Annotated in this window: 14 protein-coding genes; 12 read left to right on the top strand and 2 right to left on the bottom strand. The window is 71.4% G+C overall.

Annotated features, from left to right (window positions below; genetic code table 11):
• Positions 1-183 precede the first annotated feature (183 nt).
• The 6 genes from ACFYY6_RS00220 to ACFYY6_RS00195 all read left to right on the top strand — a co-directional run bounded on the left by ACFYY6_RS00220 (position 184) and on the right by ACFYY6_RS00195 (position 7,338).
• Positions 184-1,809, top strand: a complete 1,626-nt coding sequence (locus ACFYY6_RS00220; protein ID WP_389191030.1) for an ABC transporter substrate-binding protein — start codon at positions 184-186, stop codon at positions 1,807-1,809.
• A gap of 94 nt (positions 1,810-1,903) precedes the next feature.
• Positions 1,904-2,827, top strand: a complete 924-nt coding sequence (locus ACFYY6_RS00215; protein WP_389191027.1) for an ABC transporter permease — start codon at positions 1,904-1,906, stop codon at positions 2,825-2,827.
• Positions 2,820-3,797, top strand: coding sequence for an ABC transporter permease (locus tag ACFYY6_RS00210; protein ID WP_389191024.1), 978 nt, complete (start codon positions 2,820-2,822; stop codon positions 3,795-3,797). The genes ACFYY6_RS00215 and ACFYY6_RS00210 overlap by 8 nt, the downstream gene beginning before the upstream one ends.
• Positions 3,798-3,807: 10 nt before the next feature.
• Positions 3,808-4,785: an ABC transporter ATP-binding protein gene (locus ACFYY6_RS00205; RefSeq protein WP_351518331.1), complete on the top strand. Its 978-nt coding sequence runs from the start codon at positions 3,808-3,810 to the stop codon at positions 4,783-4,785.
• A complete protein-coding gene (locus ACFYY6_RS00200) occupies positions 4,775-5,941 on the top strand; it encodes an ABC transporter ATP-binding protein (protein ID WP_389191022.1) in 1,167 nt (388 codons plus the stop codon). The genes ACFYY6_RS00205 and ACFYY6_RS00200 overlap by 11 nt, the downstream gene beginning before the upstream one ends.
• A 275-nt stretch (positions 5,942-6,216) precedes the next feature.
• A complete protein-coding gene (locus ACFYY6_RS00195) occupies positions 6,217-7,338 on the top strand; it encodes a hypothetical protein (protein ID WP_389191019.1) in 1,122 nt (373 codons plus the stop codon).
• Positions 7,339-7,708: 370 nt separating this feature from the next.
• On the opposite strand, the gene ACFYY6_RS00190 is transcribed toward ACFYY6_RS00195, so the two are convergent.
• Positions 7,709-9,841, bottom strand: a complete 2,133-nt coding sequence (locus tag ACFYY6_RS00190) for a prolyl oligopeptidase family serine peptidase (RefSeq protein WP_389191016.1) — start codon at positions 9,839-9,841, stop codon at positions 7,709-7,711.
• 184 nt (positions 9,842-10,025) lie between these two features.
• Between ACFYY6_RS00190 and ACFYY6_RS00185 the strand changes: the two genes are divergently transcribed.
• From ACFYY6_RS00185 to ACFYY6_RS00170, 4 genes are all read left to right on the top strand, one after another.
• Complete coding sequence (locus ACFYY6_RS00185) at positions 10,026-10,220, top strand: hypothetical protein (RefSeq protein WP_073781780.1); 195 nt, start codon at positions 10,026-10,028, stop codon at positions 10,218-10,220.
• A 221-nt stretch (positions 10,221-10,441) separates the two neighbouring features.
• On the top strand, positions 10,442-11,410 hold the full coding sequence (gene mshB, locus ACFYY6_RS00180) for an N-acetyl-1-D-myo-inositol-2-amino-2-deoxy-alpha-D-glucopyranoside deacetylase (RefSeq protein WP_351518325.1): 969 nt from the start codon (positions 10,442-10,444) through the stop codon (positions 11,408-11,410).
• The gene (locus ACFYY6_RS00175; RefSeq protein ID WP_351518324.1) at positions 11,407-11,853 is read left to right on the top strand and encodes a DUF6113 family protein; all 447 of its coding nucleotides are present in this window, start codon (positions 11,407-11,409) and stop codon (positions 11,851-11,853) included. The genes mshB and ACFYY6_RS00175 overlap by 4 nt, the downstream gene beginning before the upstream one ends.
• Positions 11,854-12,028: 175 nt before the next feature.
• Positions 12,029-14,083: a hypothetical protein gene (locus ACFYY6_RS00170; RefSeq protein ID WP_351518323.1), complete on the top strand. Its 2,055-nt coding sequence runs from the start codon at positions 12,029-12,031 to the stop codon at positions 14,081-14,083.
• A gap of 203 nt (positions 14,084-14,286) precedes the next feature.
• Here ACFYY6_RS00170 and ACFYY6_RS00165 read toward each other — a convergent pair whose 3' ends face one another.
• Entirely contained in the window at positions 14,287-15,264 is a 978-nt protein-coding gene (locus ACFYY6_RS00165) for a hypothetical protein (RefSeq protein ID WP_386607094.1), read from the bottom strand.
• 283 nt (positions 15,265-15,547) lie between these two features.
• Between ACFYY6_RS00165 and ACFYY6_RS00160 the strand changes: the two genes are divergently transcribed.
• Together ACFYY6_RS00160 and ACFYY6_RS00155 are read left to right on the top strand one after the other, a co-directional pair.
• Entirely contained in the window at positions 15,548-16,039 is a 492-nt protein-coding gene (locus tag ACFYY6_RS00160; protein ID WP_389191013.1) for a Scr1 family TA system antitoxin-like transcriptional regulator, read from the top strand.
• Positions 15,979-16,131 (top strand): Scr1 family TA system antitoxin-like transcriptional regulator, encoded by a 153-nt coding sequence (locus ACFYY6_RS00155; protein WP_389191010.1) that lies wholly within the window; start codon positions 15,979-15,981, stop codon positions 16,129-16,131. The genes ACFYY6_RS00160 and ACFYY6_RS00155 overlap by 61 nt, the downstream gene beginning before the upstream one ends.
• Positions 16,132-16,184 lie beyond the last annotated feature (53 nt).

Genomic DNA, 16,184 nt, shown 5'->3' with positions numbered 1-16,184 from the left:
GGGCCCCTGGACCTCCGTCGGGCGGGCCCGCCCGGATCAGGGTCGGAGGGATGACGGGTGCACACGTACGGCCGCGGACAAGGTGCGTGGGTCGTGACGGGAGGTGATATTCGACTGGGGGTGACGCCGAGTGAGATCTCGGTGGCACAGAGTGATGCGACGAGCACGAGGAGGAGGCACTCCATGCGCGGAGCCACACGGGCCGGGTGGATCGCCTGCGCGGCGGTCGTCGCCCTGACGGCGACGTCATGCGGAGGCGGTGAGGAGCTCCGCGGCGGTCCCGACGGAATCGTGAGGTCCTCCTGGGGCGACCCGCAGAACCCGCTGGAACCGGCGAACACCAACGAGGTGCAGGGCGGCAAGGTCCTCGACATGATCTTCCGCGGGCTCAAGCGCTACGACCCGAGGACCGGCGCCGCCACCGACATGCTCGCCGAGCGGATCGAGACCGGGGACAACCAGAACTTCACGGTCACCGTGAAGGACGGCTGGACATTCAGCAACGGCGAGAAGGTCACCGCGAGGTCCTTCGTGGACGCCTGGAACTACGGCGCCCAGCTGAAGAACAACCAGAAGAACGCCTACTTCTTCGGCTACATCGACGGATACGCCAAGGTCCACCCGGCCGCCGGCCCCGCCACCGCGAAGACGCTCTCCGGCCTCCGGGTCGTCGACGACCGCACCTTCACGGTCAGGCTGTCGCAGAAGTTCTCCCTCTGGCCCGACACCCTCGGCTACCCCGCCTTCGCCCCGCTGCCCCGGGCCTTCTTCACCGACCACGCCGGCTGGCTGGCCAAGCCCGTCGGCAACGGTCCGTACATCATCGACTCGTACACCCAGGGCGCCGCCATGAGTCTGCGCAGACGGGACGCGTACCCCGGCCCCGACAAGGCGCGCAACGGCGGCATCGACCTTCAGGTCTACACCGACAGCAACACCGCCTACACCGACCTGATGGCCGGGAACCTCGACCTCGTCGACGACGTGCCCGCCGCACAGCTGAAGAACGTCGAGGCGGACCTCGGCCCCCGCTACATCAACACCCCGGCCGGCATCATCCAGACCCTCGCCTTCCCCTTCTACGACCGGAAATGGGCCGCACCGAAGGCGGCCAAGGTCCGTCAGGGCCTGTCCATGGCCATCAACCGGGAGCAGATCACCCACCAGATCTTCCGGGAGACCCGCACCCCCGCCTCCGACTGGACCTCCCCGGTCCTCGGCGCGCACGGCGGCTTCAAGGAAGGGCTGTGCGGCGCGCCCTGCGAGTTCGACGCCGCCCGGGCCAAGAAGCTGATCCAGGAGGGCGGCGGCATCCCGGGAGGCCAGCTCACGATCACGTACAACGCGGACACCGGTTCCCACAAGGAGTGGGTGGACGCCGTCTGCAACAGCATCAACCGGGTGATGGGCGACAACAACGCGTGTGTCGGCACCCCGGTCGGCACGTTCGCCGACTTCCGCGGACAGGTGTCCCGGCAGCGGCTCACCGGCGCCTGGCGGGCGGGCTGGCAGATGGACTACCCGCTGATCCAGAACTTCCTCCAGCCGTTGTACTACACCGACGCCTCGTCCAACGACGGCAAGTGGAGCAGCAAGAAGTTCGACGGCCTGGTCGACCGGGCCAACGCCGAGTCCGACCGGGCCAGGGCCGTCTCGACGTTCCAGGACGCCGAGAGGGTCCTGGCCGAGCAGATGCCCGTCATCCCGCTCTGGTACCAGAACGGCAGCGCGGGCTACTCGGAGCGGGTGAGCGACGTGGCGCTGAACCAGTTCAGCGTCCCGGTGTACGAGGGGATCCGGGTCAAGTGACCCGCCGGGACCGGCATCCCGCCGAGTACCGTCGCCCCCGGCCGCCGGGAACCGCCCCCCGGCCCTCCGGAACCCGCGACCCCCGGGAGCCCTGATGGGACGCTATGTGATCCGGCGGCTGCTGCAGATGGTCCCGGTCTTCTTCGGCACCACGCTGCTCATCTTCCTCATGGTGAACGTGATGGGCGACCCCGTCGCGGGCCTCTGCGGCGAGCGCCGGTGCGACCCGGCCACCGCCGCCCGGCTCCGCTCGGAGTTCGGTCTCGACAAGCCCGTGTGGCAGCAGTACGCGACGTACATGGGCAACGTCTTCACCGGCGACTTCGGCACCGCGTTCAACGGGCAGAAGGTCACCGAACTGATGGCCAGGGCCTTCCCCGTCACGATCCGGCTCACCGTCGTCGCGATCGTCTTCGAGATCGTCATCGGCATCAGCCTCGGCGTCGTCACCGGACTGCGCCGCGGACGCCCCGTCGACACCACCGCCCTCGTCCTTACCCTGATCGTCATCTCCGTCCCGACGTTCGTCACCGGCCTGCTGCTGCAACTCCTCCTGGGCGTCGAATGGGGCGTCATCAAGCCCTCCGTCCCGCCGGGGGCGCCCGTCGACGCGCTCATCGTCCCCGGGCTGGTCCTCGCCTCGGTCTCCCTCGCGTACGTCACCCGGCTCACCCGGACCTCGATCGTGGAGAACGCCCGCGCCGACTACGTCCGCACCGCCGTCGCCAAGGGGCTTCCCCGGCGCCGCGTCGTCGTCCGGCACCTGCTGCGCAACTCGCTGATTCCCGTCGTCACATTCATCGGCACGGACATCGGCGCCCTCATGGGCGGCGCGATCGTTACCGAACGGATCTTCAACGTCCATGGCGTCGGCTACCAGCTCTACCAGGGCATCCTGCGCCAGAACTCCCAGACCGTCGTCGGTTTCGTCACCGTCCTGGTCCTCGTCTTCCTGGCGGCCAACCTGCTCGTCGACCTGCTGTACGCCGTACTCGACCCGAGGATCCGCTATGCCTGAGCAGCAGACACCGGACGAGGCGATCTCACCGGGCGGCGCGGGCGGAGCGACGGGCCTCGCCCTGGAGGAGGGCACGACCCTCGAAGGGGCACCCGGCGGCCCCGGGGGCACCGGGCCCGCCGGGAAACCGCGCAGCCTGTGGTCCGACGCCCGGCGGGACCTGTGCCGCGACCCGGTCTTCCTCGTCTCCGCCCTGATCATCCTCTTCCTGGTGGTCATCTCGATCAGGCCGTCGCTGATCGCGGGCCAGGACCCCCTCGACTGCGACCTCGCCCGGGCCCAGGACGGCCCCCGCCCCGGGCACCCCTTCGGCTTCGACGGACAGGGCTGCGACGTCTACACCCGTACCGTCCACGGAGCCAGGAACTCGGTGACCGTCGGCATCTGCGCCACCCTCGGCGTCGCCCTGTTCGGCGGACTCCTCGGCGGTCTGGCGGGGTACTTCGGTGGCTGGTGGGACGCCGTCCTCTCGCGCGTCACCGACGTCTTCTTCGGCATCCCCGTGGTCCTCGGCGGGCTGGTCTTCCTGTCCGTCGTCACCAGCTCCACCGTGTGGCCCGTGATCGACTTCATCGTGCTCCTGGGCTGGCCGCAGATCGCGCGCATCGCCCGGGGCGCCGTGATCACCGCCAAACAGAACGACTACGTGCAGGCGGCCCGGGCGCTCGGCGCCTCCCACACCCGGATGCTGCTGCGCCACATCGCCCCGAACGCCGTCGCGCCGGTGATCGTCGTCGCGACCATCGCGCTCGGTACGTACATCGCGCTGGAGGCGACCCTGTCGTTCCTCGGCGTCGGGCTGAGGCCGCCCGCCGTCTCCTGGGGCATCGACCTCTCCGCCGCCTCCCCGTACATCCGCAACGCCCCGCACATGCTGCTCTGGCCCGCCGGGGCCCTGGCGGTCACGGTGCTCGCCTTCATCATGCTCGGCGACGCGGTGCGCGACGCCCTCGACCCCAAGCTGCGCTGAGGAGCCCGCCATGCTGCTCGAAGTGCGCGATCTGTACGTGGAGTTCCGCACCCGCGACGGTGTCGCCAGAGCCGTCAACGGGGTCACCTGTGCCGTGGACGCGGGCGAGACACTGGCCGTGCTCGGCGAGTCCGGCTCGGGCAAGTCCGTCACCGCCCAGGCCGTCATGGGCATCCTCGACACGCCCCCGGGACGGATCGGCGGGGGCGAGATCCTCTTCAAGGGCCGCGACCTGCTGAGGATGGGCAAGGAGGAGCGCAGGAGGATCCGCGGCCAGGAGATGGCCATGATCTTCCAGGACGCGCTCTCCTCCCTCAACCCCGTGCTCAGCGTGGGGGAACAGCTCGGTGAGATGTTCGTCGTCCACCGGGGGATGTCCCGCAAGGACGCCCGGACGAAGGCCGTCGAGCTGATGGACCGGGTCCGCATCCCGGCGGCGGGGCAGCGCGTCCGCGACTATCCGCACCAGTTCTCCGGCGGCATGCGCCAGCGCATCATGATCGCCATGGCGCTGGCGCTGGAACCCGACCTGATCATCGCGGACGAGCCCACCACGGCGCTCGACGTGACGGTCCAGGCGCAGGTCATGGACCTGCTGGCGGAGCTCCGGCACGAGTACGACATGGGCCTGATCCTGATCACCCACGACCTCGGCGTGGTCGCCGACGTCGCGGACCGGATCGCCGTGATGTACGCGGGCCGCATCGTCGAATCGGCCCCCGTCCACGACATCTACCGGGCCCCGGCCCACCCGTACACCAAGGGCCTGCTTCGGTCGATCCCGCGCCTGGACCAGAAGGGCCGGGAGCTGTACGCGATCAAGGGCCTGCCGCCCAACCTGCTGCGCGTCCCGCCCGGTTGCGCCTTCCACCCGCGCTGCCCGCTGGCCCGGGACGTCTGCCGGGGCGAGGTGCCACCGCTGTTCCAGGTGGCCGAGGACCGCGAGAGCGCCTGCTACTTCTGGGAGGAGGCGCTCGATGCGCACTGATCACGCGACGCCCGCCGACCGGGGGAGCGGCCCTTCCCCGGGAAACGCCCCTTCCGGGGAGAGCGACCGCGGCGAACCGATCCTCCAGGTCCGCGACCTGGTCAAGCACTATCCGCTGACCCGGGGCGTGCTGTTCAGGAAGCAGATCGGCGCGGTCAAGGCCGTCGACGGCGTCTCCTTCGACCTGGCGGCCGGGGAGACGCTCGGCATCGTGGGGGAGTCGGGCTGCGGCAAGTCGACCGTGGCCCGGATGCTGGTGCATCTGGAGCGGCCGACGGCCGGTGCGATCAGGTACAAGGGCGAGGACATCACCAGGCTGTCGGGGCGCGCCCTGAAGGCGGTGCGCCGCAACATCCAGATGGTGTTCCAGGACCCGTACACCTCGCTGAACCCGCGCATGACCGTCGGCGACATCATCGGGGAGCCGTACGAGATCCACCCCGAGGCGGCGCCGAAGGGCGACCGCCGCCGCAGGGTGCGGGAACTGCTGGACGTGGTGGGCCTGAACCCGGAGTACGTCAACCGCTACCCGCACCAGTTCTCCGGCGGTCAGCGTCAGCGCATCGGCATCGCCCGCGGACTGGCCCTGAACCCGGAGATCATCGTCGCCGACGAGCCCGTCTCCGCCCTCGACGTCTCCGTCCAGGCACAGGTCGTCAACCTGCTGGACCGGCTCCAGAGGGAGTTCGGGCTGAGCTACGTCTTCATCGCGCACGACCTGTCGATCGTCCGGCACATCTCCGACCGGGTGGGCGTGATGTACCTGGGCCGGATCGTGGAGACCGGCACCGACGAGCAGATCTACGACCACCCCACCCACCCGTACACCCAGGCGCTGCTGTCCGCCGTGCCGGTGCCGGACCCGACGGTCCGCGCGCGGCGGGAGCGGATCATCCTGCACGGGGAGATCCCCTCGCCCGCCGATCCGCCCTCCGGCTGCCGCTTCCGGACCCGTTGCTGGAAGGCGCGGGAGAGATGCGCCCGGGAGGTGCCCTTGCTGGCGGTCCCGGAGGTCTTCCGGGGGACGGACGGCCCGGCGGAGCACCCCTCTGCCTGTCATTTCGCGGAGGAGAAGCGGGTGGTGACACCGGGTGGACCGGGTGGACCGGGCGGGGAGGGCGGGACGCCGCCTTCCGGGAGCGACCGGCCGGCCTGACCGCGAGGCGTACGGACGGGGGCCCGGCGGCGGGACCCGGCGGCGGGACCCGGCGGCGGGGCCGGGGGCTTCCGTAACGCGCAGGCAATGCGGCCGTCGCGCCTGCGACACACGGCTGCGGCAGCATGGGCGGAGCACGGCCGTGCGGGTGCCGTGGGCCGGTCGGGGCGCCAACTCCCCCCGGCCGGTCGCCCGTTGATCGTCCGGTTGCCCGTTCGCGCAACACCCCGGCGATCCCCTTGCCCGGTGCCGGGGGACGGTGGAGTATCGCTCGGGTGATACTCACACGGGGGGCAAGGATCACGGGCGCCGTTCTCTGCGCCCTGCTCGCGGTGATCGTCGCGGGCTGGATCGTACGGGACCTGGGCGCGGTCGACGGACCGGGCCATTTGCTGCGGTACTGGACCGGCTACGAGGACGCACGCCTGCCGGAGATGCCCACCACCTCGATCGACGACCTGGTCCTGTTCGTGGTGTATCTCGTCGTCGCCCTCACGGTCATGCGGGTCTCGGTGGCCGCCTCCGCGCTGGTCGCGACCGGGGTCCTCACGCTCGCCCTCCGGCTCCCGGGGCTCTGGAACATCGGGACGTCCCCCATGGACGGCATGTTCTCCGACGAGCTGCGCACCCGCGCCCTGATCTGCGCCTTCGTGGCCATCGCGGTGGCGGTCGCACTGATCATCACGGCGGGCGCGGGGCGCCGCCCGCCGGCCGACTTCTCCGAACGGGTCCCGATCCGGCCGGGCCAGGGCGCGGGCGTGCTCACCTTCCTGCTGCTCGGCGCCTCGGCGGCGACCATCGCCGCGTGGGAGATCCGGACGGTGGTGCGGCTTCCCGAGCTCCTGCCCGACTGGTACCTGGGCGGGGAGCAGGCCTCGCACGGGCTGATCGACCCCCCGCCGGGCTGGGCCGGTGCCGTCGTCGTGCTGCTCTGCCTGTTCGCGGGCGGGAGTGCGCTCGGCCGCGCCGCGTACGCCCGGCCGTTCGGCCTGATCGCGGCCGGGATACTGCTGCCGGGCGCGGCGGGTGCGTTGATCCGCTCCCTGGACCAGGGCGTGCTGGGGTACTTCGGCGAACTGCCCGTCGAGAACCAACTCCTCGTGCTGAGCTGGACCTTCGAAACGATCGCCGCTCTGGTCGTGCTGATCGCGCTGGCCGTCCGGGGCCCGGCCGGCCACCTCGCCCAGCCGTATCAGGGGTACGACCCGGGCTACGAGCAGGGCTACGGGTACGGCCCGGTCCCCGGTCCCGGACCTGGGCCCGGACAGGGCTACGGCTACCCCGGCTCCGGCCCGGGCCCCTTCGGGGCACCGCCCCCGCCGCCGCCCGACCAGCCGCCGCCTCTTCCTCCTCATCAGCCGCCGCCTCCGCCGTCCCAGCCGCCGCCGGGCTGGTGACGATCCGATGAAACATCGGAGGGCGTCCGGTGAGGAGCCGGTGAAAGGCCGGGGGCGGGCCGGTGAAGGTTCGGAGGCGGGTCGGTGCGAGGGTGGTGAACGGCCGCCGGACACCCCGGCGGGGTGCCCGGCCCGGTTCATGCCTGCCGGGTGACCTCCGACCGGGCGGCCACGCCCTGGCGCGCACTCCCCCAAGGACTCAAGGGCCAGGGGGACCCCTCCGGCGTTGCCGGGACGTCCTGTTGGCTCCTTCCCCAAGCTCCCAGCTCCGTTCGAGCGGGGGAGACCCCATCCGATGACATCCCGGCGCCCTGGAATCGCACGCACCGTGCCGCGCCCGCCCTCCGGTCGAAGGCCACCCGGCAGACCCTCAGTCGCGCATCCCCAACGACCGCTTCAGGAAGTCCACTTGGAGCAGCAGCAGGTTCTCCGCCACCTGTTCCTGCGGCGTCATGTGCGTCACCCCGCTGAGCGGCAGCACCTCGTGCGGGCGCCCCGCCGCCAGCAGGGCGGACGACAGCCTGAGAGAGTGCGCGACCACCACGTTGTCGTCCGCCAGACCGTGGACGATCATCATCGGGCGCGCCTGCTCCGCCGCCTCCGAGAGCCCCTCGTCCGTGAGCAGCGAGGTGTGCGCGTACACCTCCGGCTGCTCGGCCGGGTCACCGAGATAGCGCTCCGTGTAGTGGGTGTCGTAGAGCCGCAGGTCGGTCACGGGTGCGCCGACCACCGCCGCATGGAAGACGTCCGGCCGCCGCAGCACCGCGAGTGCCGACAGATATCCGCCGAACGACCAGCCGCGGATCGCAACCCTGCCGAGGTCCAGGGGGTAATTTTCGGCCAATGCGTGAAGCGCCTCGACCTGGTCGTCCAGGGTGAGCGCGAGATCGTCCTTGACGGCCTTCTCCCAGGCCGGTGAGCGGCCCGGGGTGCCCCGTCCGTCCGCGACGACCACGGCGAAGCCCTGATCGGCGAACCACTGCGAGGTCAGGTGCGTATGGTGCGCGGCGAGCACCCGGCGGGCGTGCGGTCCGCCGTACGGATCCATCAGCACCGGAAGCGGACCATCGGATTCCTTGTAATCCCGGGGGAGCAGCACGGCGCACGGAATCCGCCGTGCGCCCCCCTCGGTGAACTGCACCCGCGGCGAAAGCACCGGTTCCTGGGCGAAGTTCGCGATGGTGGCGATCCGCTTGCCGTCGCGGAGCACCTCGGCGCGCACCCCCGGCCACTGGAGCGACTGGGAGGCCAGCACCGTCACGTCGCCCGCGCGGACGGCCGAATGGATCCCGGCCTCTTCGGAGATCCGTTCGACGCCCAGCTCGTTGACCCGGTACACATGGGTCTCGCCGATCTCCGCTTCCGCGGCCTCCTCGCCCGCCGACGCCGACACCAGAATGTCCGAATCGCCGATGTCCAGGACCGCCCGGAGCTGCAATTGGGCGCCGGTCAGCAGTCGGTCGCCGACCGCGAGCACGCGTGCCCCGCCCTCGTCGGCGATCCGCACCAGACGCCCGTCCGGTGCCCAGGCGGGTACTCCGGGGAAGATTTCCAGCCAGATCGGATCCTCGTCGACGTGCACCGTCCGCGTGGCGCCGGTCTCCGTGTCCACCGCGAGATGGAGCTGACTGCGCTGGTCACGGGCCTGCACCAGGAGCAGCGGGGCCCCCGCCGACGACCAGTGCACCTGGGCGAGGTACGGATAGCGCGCACGGTCCCAGACCACCTCGGTACGGCCGCCGTCCAGATCGGCCAGGAAGAGCCCCACCTCGGCGTTGGGCGTCCCCGCCGCCGGGTAGGCGACCTCGGCGGGCGTGCGGTCCGGGTGCGCGGGGTCGGCGATCCACCACCGCCGCACGGGGCTGTCGTCGACCCGGGCGACCAGCAGCCGGTCCGAGTCCGGCGACCACCAGAAGCCCCGCGAACGCTGCATCTCCTCGGCGGCGATGAACTCCGCCAGGCCGTACGTGACGTTCCCCGACTCCGGTTCCGCCAGCGCCCGGTCCCCGTCGCCCTCGGCGCCCACGACGCGGAGCGCGCCCTTGGCCACGTAGGCGATGTGCCGCCCGTCCGGCGAGGGCCGCGGGTCGATCACCGGGCCCGGTACCGGCAGCGCGCGCGCCGTGCCCGCCCGCAACTCCGCGACGTACACCTTCCCGGAGAGGGCGAACGCGGCCAACTCGGCCGCCGCGTCGACCGCGTAGCCGACGATCCCCGAGGAGCCCTCGCGGCTCCGCTCGCGCCGGGCGCGCTCCTGGGCCGACAGCCGTTCCGCGGAACCGCCCAGCAGGGCCTCGGGATCGGCGACGACCCGTTCCGTCGGAGTGCCGCCCTCGGGCAGGTCCAGCACCCACAGCCGGCCCGACCGTTCCGTTCCGGAACCTGACCGAAGAAAGACCACCCGCTTCCCGTCGGGTGAGATGGTGAACGCGCGCGGAGCGCCCAGACTGAAGCGCATGGTCCTGGCGTGCTGGCGAGGAAATGAGATCTGCTGCGAAGTCATGGCCCGAACCTAGTCCCCGATCCACCGCCCAGTCCCCGATCCGCCGGTCGTGCGCCCCTCGTGCTGCCGTGCTCCGATCAATGCGGTGGCACGGATAGTTATGATCCGTAGCGCTCGGTGGGTATGAACCTGCTGGCTCCACGTGTGCTGCCCGTCCCGACCGTACTGATGGAGGTGAACCGCCGTGGCACTCTCGATTTCGGCGGTGGTGCTGCTGGCGATCGTCGTCTTCCTGCTGATCCGGAAATCCGGACTGAAGGCCGGACATGCGGTGGTCTGCGCGCTGCTCGGTTTCTATCTCGCCAGCTCGTCCATCGCGCCCAGCATCGCCAACCTGACCACGAACGTGGCAGGGATGATCGGCAGTCTCAAGTTCTGAGGCACGGCCTCCGGAACGCGGGTTCCGGGGCACGGCGTCCGATCCCGAGACACGACTTCTGAGGCACGGTTCCGAGACAGCGGCTTCCGAGTACGGCCCATGAGGCACGGCTCGGCGGCGCGTCCCGGTTCGGCGGCACGGTGGTCCGACGACACAGCGGTCCGACGGCCATGTGCAGGCGCGGTCGGCTCCCCAGGCGCTCGGCTCGTAGGGTGGTCCCCATGACGGACCACCCCGCCCGGCGCCTGCTTCTGGTGCACGCGCACCCCGACGACGAGTCGATCAACAACGGCGCCACCATGGCCAAGTACGTGGCCGAGGGCGCCCTGGTCACCCTGGTGACCTGCACGCTCGGCGAGGAGGGCGAGGTCATCCCGCCCGCCCTCGCCCATCTCGCGGCGGACCGGGACGACACCCTCGGCCCCCACCGCCGGGGCGAACTCTCCGCGGCCATGAAGGAACTCGGCGTCACCGACCACCGCTTCCTCGGCGGCCCCGGCCGCTACCGCGACTCCGGCATGATGGGCGCCGAGCAGAACGACCGCCCCGGCTCCTTCTGGTCCGCGGACGTGGACGAGGCCGCGGCCCACCTCGTGACGGTGATCCGCTCGGTGCGCCCGCAGGTCCTCGTCGCCTACGACCCCGACGGCGGCTACGGGCACCCCGACCACATCCAGGCGCACCGCGTCGCGATGCGCGCGGCGGAGCTGGCCGCCGACCCGGCCCACGACCCCGCGACCGCCCCGCACACCATCGCGAAGACCTACTGGAACCGGGTACCGCGCCCGGTCGTCGAGGAGGGCTTCGCGCGGCTGCGCGAGACGGCACCGGACGCCTTCCCGGGCATCGCCGCCGTGGAGGACCTGCCGGGCGTGGTCGACGACGCCGGGATCACCACGCGGATCGACGGCTCGGCCCACGCGGCGGCCAAGCGCGCGGCGATGCGCGCGCACGCCACGCAGATCGTCGTGGACGGCGACTTCTTCGCCCTCTCCAACGGCCTCGGCCAGCCCGTTCTCACCACCGAGTACTACGAGTTGGTGCGCGGTGTCCCCGGAGCCCCGCGGGGCGAGCGCGAGGACGACCTGTTCGCCGGCCTGCCGGACGCGGAGTCGGACGTATGTGCGGGCACCGGGCCCGGAGCGGGCTCGGAAGCGGGCGTGGGCTCGGGGACGGGAGCGGGACGATGAGCGACGGCAGGCAGCGCGCCGCGCGCTCCGGGGCGCCTTCCCGGGACGTTCCGGCCACCGGACTGGCCGCGACCCTCAACCCCGGCCGGATCGCCGGTTACGTGGGCCTCGCGGTCCTCGGCGCGCTCGTCGGGATCGCCGGTTCACTCGTCCAGGCGGCCTGGTTCCCCGGCGGGCTGCTGCTGGCCCTGGCGGCCTGTGCCGGGCTGTTCCACGGCGGGCGGCGCCTCCACGGCACCCAGCCCGGCGCCCTGGCCCCCGCGGCGGGCTGGCTGATTTCGATCGTGTTTCTGCTCGGCGGGCGGCCGGAGGGCGACTATGTCTTCGGCGACGCGGTGGGGCTCGCCCTCTTCCTGCTGGGCGGGATGGTCATCGCCGTGATCTGTGCCACCATGTCGCGGTCGCCCCATCCGGGAGCCGACAGCGGCCGACCTGGCAAGTAGTGTGCCACGGCCGACCCCGTAATGCCCTTGGCCCGTCAGGGGGTCACGCGGTCGTTTCCCCCGGTCGAGGGGTGTCTGTCGGCGCTGGCCAGTATGGTGGTTCGCGCGCCGAGCCGTCCCCCGGCCCGCGGCAGGGGGGAAGTACGGGCGGCGGAGCCAATCGGGAGAACCTGCTTTGAGTCGTGAAACTGACAGTTCGTCCTCCGGGACCCAGGGGCGCGGAGGAGCCGCGTACCCCTCGGGGACGCCGCCGTACGGATCCCGCCAGTATCCGTCGCCGCACCCCTCGCAGGACGCCCAGGCCGGGGCTCCGGAGCCCGCGGACCGGAAGCGGCCCGAGGAGCCGCGGACCGAGACGACGCTGACGACGCGTATCCGGATCAACATTCCGGGCTCGCGTCCCATCCCGCCCGTCGTGATGCGCACGCCCGTGAACGAAGGCGACGCCGCCGACATGGAGCGCACCAGCAGCATCCCGCGCCCCGGTTCGCCCGTGGCGGACGCGCCGGACGCCGTGCCCGACGCCGAAGCGGCGTCCGCCGCCGCGCCCTCGGAACCGGCCTCCGACAAGCCGGCCGCCAGGGAGAAGAGCAGCAGCGACTGGTTCGCGCCGCGCAAGCAGCCCGTGAACACCTCGGTCACCGGCCCGAAGACCCCGGTCGCCGGTGGCGCGCCCAACGCCCCGGCCGGTGGCGGTGCCGCGACCGGTGCCCCGGTGGGCGGCGCGGACGCCCGGGAGGGGGCCGCGGCCACCCCGCCCCGTGTCGAGCCGCCGTACTTCTCCGACGGTCCGCAGCACACCCCCGCCCCCGAGGGGCCCCGCCCCGGCGGCAGCGCGCTCGACGAGTTCGGTGTCCGGGCTCCCGAGGGCCCGGCGGCGGGCCCGGTAGGCCTCACCGCGGGCGCGGTCGGCGGCGCCTCGCCCCTGACCCCGAACACCGCCGCGAGCACCGGCACCGGTGGCGGCGCGGTGCCGCGGCTGTCCGACGACACCGCGGAGTTGACACCCCAGTTCGCCGCCGCGGCGCGTACCGGATCCGACGGCAACGTCTCCGGTGACACGCTCACCAGCGGCATTCCGGTCATCACGCCGGAGTCGCGCCCGGCGTCCTCGTTCCCGAGCGCGGGCGGCCCCGGTGGGCTCTCCGCCCGGCGCGCCGACGCGGCGCCCCGGGTCGAGGACGGGGCGATGGGCACGGGTCCGCTGGGCTCGGGCGGCTCCGCCGCCCCGACGCCCGTTCCCCCCGCCGGTTCCGCCCCGGCGTCCGCGCCCGCGAAGAAGAAGGGCCGTTCCAAGCTGGTGCTGCTCGGCGCGGGCGTCGTCGGTCTGGCCGCCGTCGCGTACGGTGCCGGGCTGTTGATGAACCACTCCGACGTCCCGAAGGGCACCACCGTCCTCGGCGTGGACATCGGCGGCGGCACCAAGGAGGAGGCCGCCGCGAAGCTGGACGCCGCCCTCGGCAAGCGCGCCGTGGCGCCCCTCCAGCTGTCTGTGGACGGCAAGAAGACCGAACTCGTGCCGGACAAGGCCGGACTCGCCCTGGACAGCCAGGAGACCGTGCGCGCCGCCGCCGGCAGCGACTACAACCCGATGTCCGTCATCGGTTCCCTCTTCGGTCAGAAGCGCGTCGTCGACCCGGTGATCCCGGTCGACGAGGAGAAGCTGGGTGTCGCGCTGACGGACCTGGCGGGCGTCTCCGGCTCGGCGAGCGACGGCACGATCAAGTTCGAGCCCAACAAGGTCACCGCCGTACCCGGCAAGGCGGGCAAGGGGCTGGACGTCAACCAGTCGATGATCTCGGTGCGCGACGCGTACCGGGCCCAGGTGCAGACCGGCAAGGCGTCCACGGTCCAACTGCCCGTCATCACCCGCGAACCCACCATCACCCAGGCCGAACTGGACCGGGCGATGAGGGAGTTCGCCGAGCCCGCGATGTCCGGCGTGGTCACGATCAAGGCAGGGCCGGGGAAGATCGATTTCGGTCCCGCCAGGTCGTTGCCGCAGATCCTCTCGATGGTGCCGGTGGACGGGAAGCTGGTCCCGCACTACGACAAGAAGGCCATCGACCGCCTGTGCGACGGTGTCTTCGACGGCGTCATGATCACCAAGGGTGACGGCAAGAAGCACCAGTTGAGCGCTGACGATGTGGCTGCGGCCATGCAGGGCGTGCTGCTCGGCAAGACCGCCGCCGAGCGGACCGTCACGATCGACCTCGACGGCAACGGCTGACCGTCCCCCGCCCGGCGGCTCGTGTTCGCCCCGGGAGACCACACCCGCACCCGCCCCCCGTCCGGACCCCCGGCCGGGGGGCGGGTCCCGTATCCGCCGTCATGTGTCCGGCATGACATGCCGAGTCGCGCGAGGCACGCGCGACTCTCGCCCGACTCGCCGCCGGCGAGGAACGATCGAGGCTCGCCCGGGGTCTTGGCCGGTCACCGCCGGGCGGAGCGACCGGAGAGCCCCGCGCGCACGGCGGCGACGCCCCGCGCCGTGGCTGCCCCGTACTGATCCTGCTGAGATGCCTTGTCCTGGCACGAGCCGCAGCATTCCTCGTCCCCCACAGGGAGGAAGAGGAAGGGCTGCGTGTGGACACCGGCACATTCCCGCATCAATGACAGGCGGGGCGGGGATGCGGATACGGCGGGTCGGACGGGCGTTGCGGGCGTCCTTGCGGGCCTCGGTTCGCGGAGTACGTACCGCAGAAGGCCGCCGGGCCGGTGGATGATCCGGTCCGTTCCCGGCAGGCTGCGGCGGACCGCCGCGCGTACGTCGTCGGCCGTGTGCCCCATGTCCAGCCACTGCGAGGCGAGCGCGGCGAGCTGGGGGAGCATGCCGCGCGGGACGTTCAGGCGGGGGTCGAGGGCGGTGATGCTGTCGACCAGCTCCTGTGCCGCGTCAGGCGCTTGTGGCACCTCGGTCCGCGCCTGCGTCTCCGCCCCCGTCTCGGCCTCGACGGCCTCGGCGGCCGGGGCCGGAGCGGGGAGCGGGGGAGGGTTGGAGGTCTTTCCCACGGAGGTCTTTTCGGGATGACGACCGGCGACCCGACCCTTCGGCCGACCGGCGGCCGGACAGGCGGCTGTCGGATGCCCGTCGCGCGCGGCGACGGCCTGTTCTGCGGTCAGCGGCACCGACGACACCAGCTGCACGGTGGCCCAGAGACCCCGCAGGCCCTGTTGCCGCCACTCGTGCACGTAGCCCTCTTCCTTGAGCTGCGCCTTGGCCCGGCTGAAGGCGGCCTTCTTGATCCCGGCGCGTTCGGCTGTACGGGACAGGGACTCGTCGGCGTCCGCAGGGAGGGAAAGCTGCCAGGTCAGGATGCGGACCGCATCGGAAGAGAGCCGGGGATGCCGCAGGATCTCGTTGGACACCTGGGAGAAGAATCGGACCGGCGCGATAGCATGCCGAAGCATTGTTGGTGCTCCTTGGGTGTATAAGCACTGACGATGAAGGCCCTCGGCGCTGGCTGCAACCGGCGGTGAGGGCCGCTTTTTTCGTCACCGTACAGCAACGACCATGCACGCATGGTCACTTCGCTGATGTCCGACGTTCCCTCCGTAGGTGTTCTGCCTGGGCGACGGCGCCATTTACCGCCATTCACTCTATGTAGGTGATTCACGTCACAGGGTGAGCTTTTGTGGTTGCGCTCGCCATGGGTCGGAGGGGCGACGCGTTTCGCACGCAAGGGAGTTGGCAATGGCGATCGAGGACAATCCCGTGACGCGCGTCTCGTACGGCAAGGAGCTGCGCATCCGCAGAGAAGCCGCCGGGTTGACGCAGGAGGAGCTGAGCCGCCGCGCGATCCTGACCGCGTCGCACATCTCGCACATGGAGAAGGGGCGGCGCAGGCCCGCGCTGGAGGACGCACAGCATCTCGATGAAGTGCTGGGAACGGGCGGCATCTTCGAACGCTTCCTGCCCATGCCGAACGGTCGCAAGGTCGCCGAACACTTCGAGGTCGCAGCCGAGTTGGAGCAGAAGGCGACGGTGATCCGGTTCTGCGAGCCCAAGTTGGTGCCTGGGATTCTTCAGACCGAGCCGTACGCGTACGAGGTGCTCGGCTCGGGCTTCCCCACCAAGAGTGACGAGAAGCGGGACGAGCTGCTGGCCACACCTTCGGTTCGCCCGTGGTGTGGGTGCTGCTCGACGAGGCGGTGTTGCGGCGTCCGATCGGTGGTCCCGCCGTGATGGCAGAGCAGTTGCGTCACCTTGTGGAAGTCGGGGAGAGCCGACGAATCCGGTTGCTGTCCTGCCGTTCGCGGTCGGCTACCACGCGTTGATGGAGGGCATGGTTTCCCTGATGTGGTTCAAGGACCTGCCGCCGGTGGCCTAC

The organism is Streptomyces sp. NPDC001750 (assembly GCF_042892615.1).
Lineage (GTDB): Bacteria > Actinomycetota > Actinomycetes > Streptomycetales > Streptomycetaceae > Streptomyces.
The sequence above is the reverse complement of the archived record's forward strand: the minus strand, read 5'-3'. Positions and strand labels throughout refer to the sequence as shown.